Consider the following 13,204-nt stretch of genomic DNA (forward strand, 5'->3'; position numbering starts at 1 on the left):
TTTACATTTCTTTGAGTTTGAACATGCCCATATAAGCTTGATCCTTCACTCCTTTTATACTGTTGCCGTCTTCGGCTATGCGTTCCAAATCATTCAATGCGGCCTTTTCGTTGTTGTCTACCAACACATCAATTAGTGCGATTTGCATCATCGGTTCTTTCTCTTCTTTTAAAGCCTTCAGTAAAGCTTTCTTGGCTGTGGGCTCATCATAAAACTTGGCCAAACCCTCTACCGCTTTCAACCTTACATTCATGTTTTCATCGGTCTCCAACACACTAATCAAAGCATTAAGCATTTCCTGGTCTACTTCTTTCAATTCAATGGAGTAGTTCACTGCTTGCAGCCTTCCACTGGCCGATGTGCTTGTCATTTGTTCCAGCATCATGGCTTTTACCTGCGCTAACTCTTCTTTCACTCCGGCTACATCATCATTCCTGATTTCATTGCCCATATAGAAGCCGACCAATACTAAAGCCACGGCAGCCGCTACTCGGTAAAACCAAACCTGCTTTGTTTTAGGTTGAAGCATAGGAACCACTTTGGCTTCTTCTTCTTTCACCTGCACATCTAACTTTGCAAAAAGCTTATCCTCAGAAAAACCTTCCCATTCTGTTTTGGCTCTTAAATCAAGTTGTGCAAACCAAGCCTGCTCCTCTTTCAAATGGTCGGGGACGCCTTCTCCCCGAAAGAAGTTTTGGAGTTGCTCTTCTTCCTGAAGAGAAGTTTCCCCGTTGTTGTATTTCTCGATTAATACCTCTATTTCTTTATTGCTGTTCATAATTCGCAATTTTTAAGTAATCTTCTTTCGCCTTCTTTCTTGCCCTTGAAATGCCCACTCTAATATTGTTCACTTCCAATCCTGTTTGCTCGGCTATCTCTTCATAGCTGTAGCCTTCCACGTCCCGAAGGGTAATCAAAAGCCGCTGTTGATCTGGCAGTTTTTCAAACACCCGCACCATCGTTTTTACACTGTCGTCCAGTTCAATACGCTGGTAAGGTGAAACGGCTCCAGAATCCAGCTCCATTTCTTGAATATCGAAATGGCCTTTCATTCTTTTGGATTTGAGTCGGTCCAGACAAAGGTTTTTGGTAATTGTTACTGCAAACGCCTCCAAATTTCTGTACTCGCCCCATTGCGCCCGCTTGTCCCAAAGCTTTACCATTACATCCTGTAGAATGTCTTCGGCTTCCTCCACAGACCGCATCATATTGAGGGCGATCCGAAAGAGCTTATCCTTTACTGGTAGAACTTGTGATTTAAACGTTTGCAACTCCATTCAATAGTAGAGACGAGGGTGAGGGTATGTCATTACACCCATTGTGAAATAAATATCATAAACCTGACAAAAAAGCTTTAACTAATTAATAATCAATCGATAATGATTTCAGGTTTTGTTAATGTAATTTCGTAAAAAAACCATTGTGTTCTTTATTCTTTCAAAAATACTCGCCCTCTTTGTAATGCCCCTCACTTGGGTCATCGGATTTTTTGTTTATTCTAGGTTTACTAAAAACCAAAAAAGGAAAAAATTCTTCTTTATACTCCCTCTGGTCTTATTGGTTTTCCTTTCAAACCAATACATCAGTAACAGAGTAATGCTTTTATGGGAACCAGCCCCCACGCCAATGAATGAAGTGGGTGTGTATGATGTAGGGATTGTTTTTTCTGGCGTAACCAAAGGCAGCAAGAGCCCAAAAGACAGGGTTTATTTTGAACGTGGTGCAGATAGAATAACCCATACCCTTCAACTTTATAAAGAAGGTAAACTAAAACACATTATAGTCAGCGGTGGCTTGGGTTTCCAGCAAGTAGAAATGAGTATTGCTGCCGAAAGACTCAAGAGTTTTTTGGTAATGGCAGGCGTCCCTGATTCAGTAATCACGGTAGAACCAAATGCAGTAAACACCTATGAAAATGCAGTAGAGTCTGCTAAGATACTAAAGCGTGATTTCCCCAATCAAAAGTACTTATTGATTACTTCTGCCTTTCATATGAAGCGCTCTTCTCTGTGTTTAACCAAACAAGGGGTTGAGTTTGATGAATTTCCAACGGATTTCTATACTAGCAGACCAAGTCTGAATTTCGATGATGTTTTTATTCCTAAAGCAGAATCCCTCAAAAAGTGGGAAACCCTCTTTAAAGAATGGGTGGGCTTGGCCACTTATAAGGTGATGGGGTATATTTAGGAAGGAATGTCCAACTCTGTATGTCCATATAATTTAATATGAAACCGATTCTCAGCATATTTTCACTTTTTTTAATGTTGACCTGTTCGAACAACCAAATATTAGAACAAGCTGAAAATAAGTACTATGAAATAATCGACTTTAAACCAACTGATACATTGTATAGAGTATCTGCAAATGAATATCAGCTTGGAGAAGAATTCGGTTATATAAATCAAAAAGGGGACACCATTATTCCTAACGGGCTATATATCCAAAGTTTTTCCGACACAATAATAAATTATGGGTTCGTAGTTCAAAAAATAGGTGATAGAGCTGATATAATTGCGATCAATCAAAAAGGGCAAAAACTTTATGAGGTTCATTGGTTTGACAATGGACCAGATTACATAGAGAATGGGGCTTTCAGAATTCTAAGGAATGGAAAAATAGGCTTTGCTGACAGTACAGGTAAAATAATAGTTACTCCTCAATTTGACTGCGCTTATCCATTTTCCGATGGAAAGGCAAAAGTTAGTTACGAATGCGATTTGGTGAAAGACTTAGAACATACCGCAATGAAAAGCCATAGCTGGTTCTATATTGACAAAAATGGACAACGCATAAAGTTAAACAAATAGGTAGCATAGAATACAGGTCGCCCCTACAGGGCTCAATTTCTTATCTATCTACATTTTAATCTACAACCTGTCCGCCCCGATGGGGCTATAAGGGTTTTTGTCTTCAATTGAGGGAGAAATGACACTGTAGCCCATATAATCATAATTTGAGACACTCAGGCTTACCGCAAATTCCATTAGATAAGATAACCAAAACAGAGGCACTTAATCCCGTAGGGATGCCCTGTTTGTAGCAACGCAGTTCAGTTGTGCATTGAGCTCCGTAGGTGCGGCCTGCTAATCATTATTGCAAATTTGGATCTTGCAGAACCAAGTATAGCCCGATCCTGAGTCAAGCTCAGTATGACAGCTAATTTTTACTTTCGGAAGTCATTCTGAAGGTTCCTAGAATCTGGAACTTCGTGTACGCAAACCCATTCTATCTGTGTTTCTGAAAAAGGCCTCTACGCGCTAACTATCGTTTCGGTGCAGATATATAAATCTCTATGGCAATAATTTGAACTAACTGAACCTTGAAGACAAAAAAGACAGGTTATAAATAAATAATTTAAACCACTAAATTGAGCTCACCTTTTTTAGAGATAAACAAAGGAAGGACAAAATGAATAGACTTATCATAACCATATCGATTGCAGCCTTACTTGCAAGTTGCAACTCGACAACTAACGAAACAACAAAAATGGAAGACGCAAAAAACCAAACAGACAATATTGATACTACACCAAAGGTGACAGGAGTTGGTGGCATATTCTTTTATTCCGACAATCCAGAAGAAACGAAAGAATGGTATGCGAAAAATTTAGGGATTGAGACCAATGAATGGGGTTCTGCGAGTTTTGAATCAAGAAACCTTAACAAACCTGACGAAGTAAACTCTCTTCAATGGAAGCCTTTCAAAAAAGGAGATGACTATTTTTCTCCATCCAAAAAGGATTTTATGATCAATTACCAAGTTCAGAATATAGAAGCGCTCATCATCAAACTTAAAGAAAACGGAGTGACCATTCTTGACAGCATGGCAACTTATGACTTTGGAAAGTTCATCCATATTATGGATGCAGAAGGGAACAAAATTGAACTTTGGGAGCCCAATTGATCATGTGTTCACCAGACCTGCGACAATTATAATCTAGATTAGGTAGTGAGTGTTTTTTTCATAATTCTATCAATACTGCTTATCTTTTTAAGCTTGTTACCCTTTGTTAAAAATCAACATTGGGTTTTCCGTGTACCTGAATTTATTAAAATACAGCTTCTCCTTTTTCAGGTTATAGCAAGCATTGGACTTTTTATTTTCACTGGAAAAAGCATTTGGGTTTGGCTGATCGCTCTATTTCAAATCGGCCTAATTATTTATCACACCTACCTTTTGGCTCGTTTTACTAAATTTTATAAAAAACATGATGGAGAGGTAAAAGGGTTATCTGGCCTCAAGGTGATCTCCACCAATATCTATCAGTTCAATCAAGAATTCGGGAGGTTCAAAGACTTCATCAGAAAAGAAAAGCCCGATATTTTTGTCACTATCGAGAGCAATAAGGATTGGGAGTTAGCCCTGCGTGAAATGGAAGCTGATTATCCTTACACCGAAAAAATAACGCTGGAAAACACCTATGGCATGCACCTGTATGCTAAAGCTCCTTTCCAGAAGGTTACCACGCATTACTTCGTTTCAGAAGATTTACCGAGTATTGAAGCCCATTTTAAAACCAAAGATGGAGATGACTTTGTTCTTTTTTGTGTGCACCCGCCTCCACCCAGCCCTACCGAAGAAGAAACGTCCAAAGAACGCGATGGCGATTTGTTATGTATTGCAAAGCGCACCAAAGAAATCGACAAACCTACACTTGTGGTTGGCGATTTCAATACAGTCGCTTGGTCTAAAATCTCTGAATTATTCCGCGAAAACAGCGGGCTAATTGATGGGAGAATGGGCCGCGGTATTTTAGCTTCATACCATGCCAAATATTGGTTTTTCCGAACACCACTAGATTTGATTTTTCATAGCCCATCCATTTTCCTAAAGGAGCTGAGTGTTCTTGAACATATCGGCTCTGATCATTTCCCTATTTCTTGTACTTTTTGCATCGACTCCTCTGACTGCTCTCAAGAAGAGGAAGTTGAAACCATTACAAAAGAAGAAAGGGAAGAAACAGAAGAACTGATAAGTGAAGGGAAAAAAGAAGAGAGTGATAATCGATCAGTCTAAGGTACTTTACCTCCTTTGTTCGAACCCCACACTCCTCTTGCTAGTTATAATTCCCTTCTACAATTCTTAATTAATGGCTATGGTTTTGGTGTTCATAAATTCCCGGATGCCCAAGTGCGAAAGTTCGCGTCCATAGCCAGAGGTTTTGATACCACCAAAAGGCAAACGTGGGTCGGATGAAACCATATGGTTTACAAACACCGCTCCCGATTCAATTTTTCTAGCGATCATTTCTCCTCGCACCAAGTCTTGCGTCCAAATGGAAGCCCCTAAACCGAACTTGCTGGCATTGGCCAAGGCAATTGCTTCCTCTTCATTCTTTACTTTAAACAGCGATGCCACTGGACCAAATAACTCGTCTTCGTAGGCTGGCATACCCGGTTTTAAATCGGCCAATATGGTAGGCTCAAAATAAGCACCTTCTCTTTCAGATCGTTTTCCTCCTAAAAGCACCTTAGCTCCTTTGGCTACACTTTCTTCTACTTGTTTGAGTAATTCATTGGCCAAATCCTCCGAAGCCATTGGACCACAAGAAGTCAACATATCGCTTGGGTCTCCTAGCCTCATGGCTTGCAAAAAGGACTTGAACTTATCTGCAAATTCATCATATACCCTTTCCACTACAATAAAGCGTTTGGCAGCAATACAGCTCTGTCCGCAGTTGCGCATTCTGGCTTTTACCGCAGCACGAACTGTGAGGTCCATATCAGCATTATCCAGCACAATAAACGCATCACTTCCCCCTAACTCTAAAACTGATTTCTTGATTTTTGAACCGGCAGCACTAGCAACTGCACTTCCAGCGCCTTCACTTCCTGTCAAGGTTACCGCCTTAATTCGATCATCATTTATAATGGCTTCTACCTTAGATGAACCTATTCTTAAGTTCTGAAAGGCTCCATTTGGAAAACCTGCTTCAATAAAGGCATCTTCAATAGCTTGAGCACACATTTGTACATTTGAAGCATGTTTTAACAAACCTACATTGCCCGCCATTAAGGTAGGCGCAGCAAACCTGAAGACCTGCCATAATGGGAAATTCCATGGCATGACGGCCAAGATTGTCCCCAAAGGATGATAACTTACAAATGCTTTTGAGTGATCGGACTTAAGAACCTCATCTTTCAAGAATTTCTCAGCTTTATCGGCATAATATCTACAAACAAGTGCGCATTTTTCAACCTCGGCAATGCCCTCAGTGGTAAGTTTCCCCATTTCTAAGGTCATAATCTCAGCCAAAGCTTCTTTACGCTCTTCTAAGACGGCAGCAAGTTTATAAAAAAGGTCAGCTTTGTGTTCGAAAGATTCCTCTTTCCATGAAGAGAATTGGAGGTTTGCCCGTTCGATTGCTGCTTGCACATAATCTTCTGAATGAGGCTCAAAAACCTCAATTACTTGGTTATTCGAAGGGTTTACTGATTGTATCGGCATAATTGAGAAAACTAAGTTCTCAAATGTAACCAGTATTTTGAGGAGTAAGTTCTAAAAAACATTAACCTTAACATCTTCTAATATTTTGATGATTTGTGGAACTTCCTTCATCTTCAAAAAATAGAATATATTCTTACCGCTACGCTTGCTCCCCAGCACGCCTTTCATTTTAAGGTTGGCCAAATGATGTGAAGTAAGTGATTGTTCCAACCCAAGGTATACAGTAATATCATTCACCGACATCTTTTCATTCCTGTTAAGGAGATCAATGATACCGACTCGCATTGGGTGTGCAACAGTCTTCAGTACGAAGGCAATTTTCTCGACCCTTTCATTGTCAAGCTGCTCTTCCATATTTGGTTAGGTTTTTATCAAAGTTATGAACATATGTTCATGTAAAAAAGAGAACCAGCAAGTATTTAGCAACTGATGTCAACTTCATACATAGACATCAGGCATACAAATACAAAAACTCGTTTTTAGGATTAAAAACAGGAGGCTGATCTAAAAAAAGAGGTCGTTATACAACGACCTCTTCATTATTTTTTTGTTTGATCAACTTTACTACCTGAAGATAATTTTCAACTCCACTCTTCTGTTGCTTGCTCTTCCAACTGCAGTATTGTTATCAGCAATTGGATTTACTATTCCGTATCCATCAGCAAATAATCTACTCGCTGCAATCCCCTTATTCATTAGGTATTGCTTCACAGCATTTGCTCTTCTCTTAGATAAGTCTAGATTTTTAGCTGCATCACCAGTGCTGTCAGTATAACCGCTCAACTCTAAGCTGAAATCTTCCGCTTTCATCAACTCAACCACTTGGTCCAATGATCCGTTTGCAGATGATTTTAGCACATCACTACCAGAGTTAAACTGGATGTCTTTCACCGCAAGTTCAAGCACTTTTTTCACTTCTTCTTTTACCTCTGGACAACCATTGTTTGAGGCCAAGCCAGCAGTTTCAGGACAGTTATCTTCGCTATCTTTCACACCGTCACCATCTGAATCGGGGCAACCGTTTAATGTACCAGGGATAGTTGGGCAAGCATCTTCGCTGTCTTTCACACCATCGCCATCGCTATCTGGACAACCGTTTAAAGTACCAGCAACTGTTGGGCAAGCATCTTCGCTATCTTGGATTCCGTCACCATCAGTATCAGGACAACCATTGAATTTAGCAATACCCGCTACAGTTGGACACTTATCTTCTGAATCTTTAATTCCGTCACCATCGGTATCAGGGCAACCGTTTAATGTTCCAGCTGTTGTTGGACATGGGTCGTCTTTATCTAATACGCCATCACCATCTGTATCAGGCCAAGGGCAACCTTTATTTTCTAGTGGTCCCGCTTCTGTAGGACACATATCTTCTTTGTCATAAATACCGTCACCATCAGAATCTTTCTTTCCGCTCAATGAGAAAGAAACTCCTATTGCGTACTGAAGGTAGTTTGGTGCATTATCAATGCTCTTTTTGTAAGCAGCACGCATATTAATTTCAGCGTTTTCAACCACCTTAAATTTTAAACCAGCGCCTAGGGGAATCATTTTGTAAGTTCCTTCATTAAACTCCTCATAGATAGGTTCTATTTTAGAGAAACTGGTTACTCCAAAACCTGCGAATAGATAAGGGGCTACTTTAGAATCTTTTTTAAAGATGTATCCATTGTCCAGTTTGTAGGCAAATCTCAAATCAAGATCAGCTACTTTTCCATCGATAATTGATTTATAAACAAGACTACCATAAGATGCACCTACCTCTAAATCGAAACTTGGGTTTAAATAACGTTCTACACCAATTCTAAAACCAGAATTGTCTAGCTCTCCAAAGTTGAACATTCCATCGTACCATTTGTAGTCTAACTTATTGTTAGTGAGTTCAAGAGTCAGCCACCAAGGTGAATCCTCTGTTTGGGCTGAAAGACCTAAAGTGCTGACAGCCATTGCAAGAATTAGTAGTAGTTTTTTCATCGTTTTCGGTTATGTTTTCACTGTACTCCTTTCAAAGCTGAATCCAGAAATGATTTTTAGATTTTGTTTTTGCACAAAAGCACGTTCACTCTAAAAATCAGCACTATACGAGGTATAACTTGTCTTACTCCTTATTATCAACTATTCCATTTCGGGAAAGAACATCCCATTTCGGGAAAAATTATACACTTTTGTCAATATGAAAATTGGTCTGATTTCAGATACCCATGGATTCCTTCATGAGCGTGTTTTTCATCACTTTAAAGACTGTGATGAAATATGGCATGCAGGTGATGTGGGAGATGTAAGTGTCATTGAACAACTAGAACAGTTCAAACCCACGAGGGGAGTTTATGGAAATATAGATGACAAAACAATTCAATCCATCTTTCCAGAGGAACTTATTCTAGAAATTGAGGGTGTAAAAATTTACATGATTCATATTGGGGGGAGGCCTCCGAAGTATGCAACAGGTCTTCGAAAAAGGCTTGAAGAGATAAAGCCTCAATTATTTATCTGCGGCCATTCTCATATTCTTAAAGTCATGGCAGATGACAGTTTGGGAAAGATGCTTTATATGAACCCTGGGGCAGCAGGAAACCATGGTTTCCATCAGGTTAGAACTTTGCTGCGCTTCGATCTAGAAGCCGGAAGAATAAAAAACCTAGAAGTAATAGAGCTTGGCAAAAGGGGAATGTAAAAAGGCATCACCTGAATGGTAATGCCTTTTAAATGTTTTATAAAAGAACTAAAAAGTTCTTACTTATTCGCTTCTTCTAAACCCATTTTTGCAGCTTCAAAATCAGGAGAAAAAGCCAAAGCTTCATTAAAACGAGCTTTTGCATCTTCCTTATTTCCTTGGTCTAAGGAAATCAAACCGCTTAGGTTTTTCAATGCTGCCTTAAACTTAACTTCCTGTGTACTTCCATCTTGTTTGGTCAGGGTTATTTTAGCATCATCTTTGAGCTTGCTATCAAGTATTCCAATGTTGGTATTTGCTTCTTCATACCGCTTAATCGAATACTGTAAGTAGGCAATTTGATAAAGGATATTGTTGTCATCCAATTTGAGCCACATTTCTTGGTAATACTCAATGGCTTTATCATAAATTCTTAGCTGCTCATAACTTAGGGCTGCTATTTCAGTGGCCACCATATTCCCTGGATATTTCTTCAGAAAATCCATAGCTACTAAAGCGCTTGAGGTATATCTCCTATTATTATAATAATATTCAGAAAGCGTTCTCATCACTGAGCTATCACCTGGGTCTAAAACCAACATATCATATAATGCCGCCTTTTGGACTTCTATATCATTATATAATTGTGCTTGATTATAAACTGCCATTGCTTTGGCATATTCGTTCGATAGGTAGGTACTATCTTGCCCGAATGACGCTACAGAAACCATCATAACGGCCGCGATCATCCAATACTTCATTTTTCTCATTGTATACTAATTCAGATTATTTCAATTTTTAACAACTTCAAGACCTCTTTCCCTACCTAGTTCTAGCATTAGGTGGTAAGCCTGATCATATTCATTTTGAATTTTGCCTTCCAACACCGCCTCTTTCAACGCCTCCTTAATTTCTCCCACCAAACGGCCAGGAGTAACTTTAAATGTGTTCATAATTACTTCTCCAGTAATTACGGGCTGGAAGTTACGAATTTTATCTTTTTCTTCTACTTCGCGCATTCGTTGTTCAACCGAATCGAAATTTTGAAGAAATCGCTTTACTTTATTTTGGTTTTTAGAAGTAATATCTGCCCTACAGAGCATCATTAAATCATCAGTGTCCGCTCCTGCTTCAAATAAAAGTCGTCTAATGGCGGCATCTGTAATCTCATCTCTTACCAAAGGAATAGGACGTAAGTGTAGTCTTACCAATTTCTGTACCTTTTTCATTTCGGCACCAAGGGGCAACTTCATCCTTCTGAAAATATTAGGCACCATTCGGGCTCCTTTGTCTTCATGGCCATGGAATGTCCAGCCTACTTTTTTATTAAAGCGTTTGGTAGCAGGCTTGGCTATATCATGGAGAATAGCAGCCCAGCGTAACCAGAGGTCATCGGTGTTTTCACTAATATTGTCTAGCACCTGCAAAGTATGATAGAAATTATCTTTATGCGACTTATCCTCAATAGTTTGCACCCCTTGAAGGGCAACCATTTCAGGGAAGATCTTATCTAAGAGCTGCGCATAGAAAAGCAACTTAAAACCATAGGAAGGCTTTTTAGCCAAAATGATTTTGTTCAACTCATCAGTAACTCTTTCCATTGAAACAATCTCGATTCTTTCTGCCATTTTGGTTATGGCTTCGAAGGTATCCGGTTCAATATCAAAGTTCAACTGTGTAGCAAACCTAACCGCCCGCATCATCCTAAGTGGATCATCAGAAAAAGTGATTTCAGGTGCTAATGGCGTTCTAATTGTTCTTGAAGCCAAATCAGCCTGTCCATTAAAAGGGTCCACCAACTCTCCAAAACTTTCTTTGTTGAGTGAAATGGCCATGGCATTGATTGTGAAATCGCGTCTGTTCTGGTCATCTTCTAAAGTACCGTCTTCTACGATTGGCTTTCTAGAATCGCGTTGATAAGACTCTTTTCTAGCCCCCACAAATTCCAATTCCAGATCGCCATTTTTGATCATGGCTGTTCCGAACGACTTAAAAACAGTAAAAGGTGGGTTCCCTCCTAACTCATCATGAACCGCATGGGCCAGCTCTACTCCTGAGCCCACACATACAAAATCAATGTCTTTTGACGGTCGCTCCAATAGGATATCGCGCACATACCCTCCTACTACATAGGTTTCAACACCCATTTTGTCGGCAACAGTGCCTACGAGCTTGAATATATTATCTTGTAAATGTTTTGAGAGGTTCATTCCTTAACCTTTTTTTAAAAGGTGCGCAAAGTTAGCAGTAATTCAAAAGGGGACAAAAAGTAGATTAAAGGTTTATAAATTCACGCTGCCCTGCTCATAAAATTAGTTAAATCGTAGTTTCAAGTTTCATTTCAACTTTACAAAAGAATAAAAACGCGTCTAATCAATTTAGCCTCATTGTTTTAAAAGAGTATGGCAATCTTTCGTCAAGTTACCTTCATATCAAAGTAAATCTACTACCTTTGTACCCCATAAGTTATTCCATTTACTCTTACTTATGGCTTCTACAAAATACATATTTGTTACTGGTGGTGTTACCTCTTCTTTAGGAAAAGGAATTATTGCCTCTTCACTCGGTAACCTCCTGATGGCAAGAGGCTACCGTGTCACCATCCAGAAATTCGATCCCTATATTAATATTGACCCAGGAACCCTCAATCCTTACGAACATGGCGAATGCTTTGTAACGGACGATGGTGCAGAAACCGATTTGGATTTAGGCCATTACGAACGTTTTTTGAATGTTCGTACTTCACAAGCGAATAACATTACTACTGGTAAGATTTACCACAATGTAATTACCAAAGAACGAAAAGGTGATTACTTGGGGAAGACGGTTCAGGTAATCCCTCATATTACAGATGAAATCAAAAGAAATTTCTACCGACTTGGCGAAACTGGTGATTACGATATTGTAATTACAGAAATAGGTGGCTGTGTTGGTGATATTGAATCACTGCCTTTTATTGAAGCCGTTAGACAAGCGAAATGGGATTTGGGTGAAGGCAACTTTTTGGTTATTCACCTCACACTAATTCCTTACTTAGCCGCTGCCAAAGAATTAAAAACAAAGCCTACTCAGCATTCAGTAAAACAATTATTAGAAGCGGGTATTCAGCCAGACATATTGGTTTGTCGTTCAGAAAAACCATTGCCTGCCGAAATCAGAAAGAAAATATCTCAATTCTGTAATGTGCAGCTGAACTCAGTTATCGAAGCATTGGATGCTGAAACGATATATGATGTGCCGTTGATGATGCGTAAAGAGAAGCTTGACGAGCGTGTTTTAACGAAACTTAAACTTGCACACAAAGAGCCACCACACATTGATGAATGGAGGTCATTCTTAAGCAAACTCAAAAACCCTACTAACGAAGTAAATATTGGCTTAGTCGGTAAATATGTTGAATTGCCCGATGCTTATAAATCAATAGCGGAATCGTTTATCCACGCAGGTGCCCACTTAGAGTGCAAAGTGAACATTCACTGGATTTCTTCGGAGACGATCACCGAAAAGTCCGTTAAACGTACATTGAGTGATTTACATGGGGTGTTAGTTGCTCCAGGTTTTGGTGAAAGAGGCATTGAAGGCAAAATTGAAGCTATTCGTTATGTAAGGGAGAATAATATCCCTTTCTTTGGCATTTGTTTGGGAATGCAGTGCGCTGTAGTGGAGTTTGCAAGAAACGTTTTAGGTTTCGAAGATGCAGCTTCATCTGAAATGGACAAGAACACCAAACATCCAGTAATTGATTTGATGGAAGATCAGAAAAAGATTACAGATTATGGGGGAACAATGCGTTTGGGTTCTTATGAATGTAAATTAAAGAAGTCGTCTAAAGCCTATCAAGCTTATAAAACGTCTACCATTCATGAGAGACATAGACACAGATACGAGTTCAATAATAAGTATCTAGAGCAGATGGAAGCGGCTGGACTAAAGGCGACAGGAATCAATCCAAAATCGGGTTTAGTAGAAATTGTTGAATTAGATAACCATCCTTACTTTCTTGGTTCTCAGTTCCATCCAGAATTAAAAAGTACTGTAATGAATCCTCACCCACTTTTTGTGAGCTTCATTGATGCCATAATACAGAATAAGAAAAACTAAGCA

The 13,204-nt window shown here is 39.3% G+C and carries 13 protein-coding genes; 6 read left to right on the forward strand and 7 right to left on the reverse strand.

Translation table 11 applies throughout. The annotated features are described in order from the left end of the window. Position 1: 1 nt before the first annotated feature. Positions 2–778: a HEAT repeat domain-containing protein gene (locus VOI17_RS15775; protein WP_323758192.1), complete on the reverse strand. Its 777-nt coding sequence runs from the start codon at positions 776–778 to the stop codon at positions 2–4. After that, positions 765–1,277 (reverse strand): sigma-70 family RNA polymerase sigma factor, encoded by a 513-nt coding sequence (locus tag VOI17_RS15780; protein WP_323758193.1) that lies wholly within the window; start codon positions 1,275–1,277, stop codon positions 765–767. The genes VOI17_RS15775 and VOI17_RS15780 overlap by 14 nt, the downstream gene beginning before the upstream one ends. 145 nt (positions 1,278–1,422) lie before the next feature. Here VOI17_RS15780 and VOI17_RS15785 point away from each other — a divergent pair, with 145 nt between their 5' ends. The 4 genes from VOI17_RS15785 to VOI17_RS15800 all read left to right on the forward strand — a co-directional run bounded on the left by VOI17_RS15785 (position 1,423) and on the right by VOI17_RS15800 (position 5,016). Continuing rightward, positions 1,423–2,187, forward strand: coding sequence for a YdcF family protein (locus tag VOI17_RS15785; RefSeq protein WP_323758194.1), 765 nt, complete (start codon positions 1,423–1,425; stop codon positions 2,185–2,187). A gap of 38 nt (positions 2,188–2,225) precedes the next feature. Beyond that, positions 2,226–2,807: a WG repeat-containing protein gene (locus tag VOI17_RS15790; protein ID WP_323758195.1), complete on the forward strand. Its 582-nt coding sequence runs from the start codon at positions 2,226–2,228 to the stop codon at positions 2,805–2,807. 679 nt (positions 2,808–3,486) lie between these two features. Continuing rightward, positions 3,487–3,903, forward strand: a complete 417-nt coding sequence (locus VOI17_RS15795; protein WP_323758196.1) for a VOC family protein — start codon at positions 3,487–3,489, stop codon at positions 3,901–3,903. A gap of 93 nt (positions 3,904–3,996) precedes the next feature. Further along, positions 3,997–5,016, forward strand: a complete 1,020-nt coding sequence (locus VOI17_RS15800; RefSeq protein WP_323758197.1) for an endonuclease/exonuclease/phosphatase family protein — start codon at positions 3,997–3,999, stop codon at positions 5,014–5,016. A gap of 66 nt (positions 5,017–5,082) precedes the next feature. On the opposite strand, the gene VOI17_RS15805 is transcribed toward VOI17_RS15800, so the two are convergent. From VOI17_RS15805 to VOI17_RS15815, 3 genes are all read right to left on the reverse strand, one after another. Next, complete coding sequence (locus tag VOI17_RS15805; protein ID WP_323758198.1) at positions 5,083–6,447, reverse strand: NAD-dependent succinate-semialdehyde dehydrogenase; 1,365 nt, start codon at positions 6,445–6,447, stop codon at positions 5,083–5,085. Positions 6,448–6,498: 51 nt separating this feature from the next. After that, complete coding sequence (locus VOI17_RS15810) at positions 6,499–6,801, reverse strand: metalloregulator ArsR/SmtB family transcription factor (RefSeq protein WP_323758199.1); 303 nt, start codon at positions 6,799–6,801, stop codon at positions 6,499–6,501. A gap of 210 nt (positions 6,802–7,011) precedes the next feature. Then, entirely contained in the window at positions 7,012–8,421 is a 1,410-nt protein-coding gene (locus tag VOI17_RS15815; protein ID WP_323758200.1) for a thrombospondin type 3 repeat-containing protein, read from the reverse strand. A gap of 199 nt (positions 8,422–8,620) precedes the next feature. Between VOI17_RS15815 and VOI17_RS15820 the strand changes: the two genes are divergently transcribed. Continuing rightward, positions 8,621–9,121 (forward strand): metallophosphoesterase family protein, encoded by a 501-nt coding sequence (locus VOI17_RS15820; RefSeq protein WP_323758201.1) that lies wholly within the window; start codon positions 8,621–8,623, stop codon positions 9,119–9,121. A gap of 59 nt (positions 9,122–9,180) precedes the next feature. Here VOI17_RS15820 and VOI17_RS15825 read toward each other — a convergent pair whose 3' ends face one another. Together VOI17_RS15825 and VOI17_RS15830 are read right to left on the reverse strand one after the other, a co-directional pair. Continuing rightward, complete coding sequence (locus tag VOI17_RS15825; protein ID WP_323758202.1) at positions 9,181–9,870, reverse strand: hypothetical protein; 690 nt, start codon at positions 9,868–9,870, stop codon at positions 9,181–9,183. Positions 9,871–9,891: 21 nt separating this feature from the next. Beyond that, positions 9,892–11,310 (reverse strand): CCA tRNA nucleotidyltransferase, encoded by a 1,419-nt coding sequence (locus tag VOI17_RS15830; RefSeq protein WP_323758203.1) that lies wholly within the window; start codon positions 11,308–11,310, stop codon positions 9,892–9,894. 277 nt (positions 11,311–11,587) lie between these two features. Between VOI17_RS15830 and VOI17_RS15835 the strand changes: the two genes are divergently transcribed. Continuing rightward, positions 11,588–13,201, forward strand: coding sequence for a CTP synthase (locus tag VOI17_RS15835; RefSeq protein ID WP_323758204.1), 1,614 nt, complete (start codon positions 11,588–11,590; stop codon positions 13,199–13,201). Positions 13,202–13,204: the final 3 nt, after the last annotated feature.

Origin of the sequence: Roseivirga sp. (genome assembly GCF_034669765.1) — a bacterium.
GTDB lineage: Bacteria > Bacteroidota > Bacteroidia > Cytophagales > Cyclobacteriaceae > Roseivirga.

What these genes read in the sequence shown, in the direction of transcription:
- VOI17_RS15775 (WP_323758192.1), bottom strand. Translation starts at nt 778, where the DNA reads ATGAACAGCAATAAAGAAATAGAGGTATTAATCGAGAAATACAACAAC.
- VOI17_RS15780 (WP_323758193.1), bottom strand. Translation starts at nt 1,277, where the DNA reads ATGGAGTTGCAAACGTTTAAATCACAAGTTCTACCAGTAAAGGATAAG.
- VOI17_RS15790 (WP_323758195.1), top strand. Translation starts at nt 2,226, where the DNA reads ATGAAACCGATTCTCAGCATATTTTCACTTTTTTTAATGTTGACCTGT.
- VOI17_RS15795 (WP_323758196.1), top strand. Translation starts at nt 3,487, where the DNA reads ATGGAAGACGCAAAAAACCAAACAGACAATATTGATACTACACCAAAG.
- VOI17_RS15805 (WP_323758198.1), bottom strand. Translation starts at nt 6,447, where the DNA reads ATGCCGATACAATCAGTAAACCCTTCGAATAACCAAGTAATTGAGGTT.
- VOI17_RS15810 (WP_323758199.1), bottom strand. Translation starts at nt 6,801, where the DNA reads ATGGAAGAGCAGCTTGACAATGAAAGGGTCGAGAAAATTGCCTTCGTA.
- VOI17_RS15815 (WP_323758200.1), bottom strand. Translation starts at nt 8,421, where the DNA reads ATGAAAAAACTACTACTAATTCTTGCAATGGCTGTCAGCACTTTAGGT.
- VOI17_RS15820 (WP_323758201.1), top strand. Translation starts at nt 8,621, where the DNA reads ATGAAAATTGGTCTGATTTCAGATACCCATGGATTCCTTCATGAGCGT.
- VOI17_RS15825 (WP_323758202.1), bottom strand. Translation starts at nt 9,870, where the DNA reads ATGAGAAAAATGAAGTATTGGATGATCGCGGCCGTTATGATGGTTTCT.
- VOI17_RS15830 (WP_323758203.1), bottom strand. Translation starts at nt 11,310, where the DNA reads ATGAACCTCTCAAAACATTTACAAGATAATATATTCAAGCTCGTAGGC.
- VOI17_RS15835 (WP_323758204.1), top strand. Translation starts at nt 11,588, where the DNA reads ATGGCTTCTACAAAATACATATTTGTTACTGGTGGTGTTACCTCTTCT.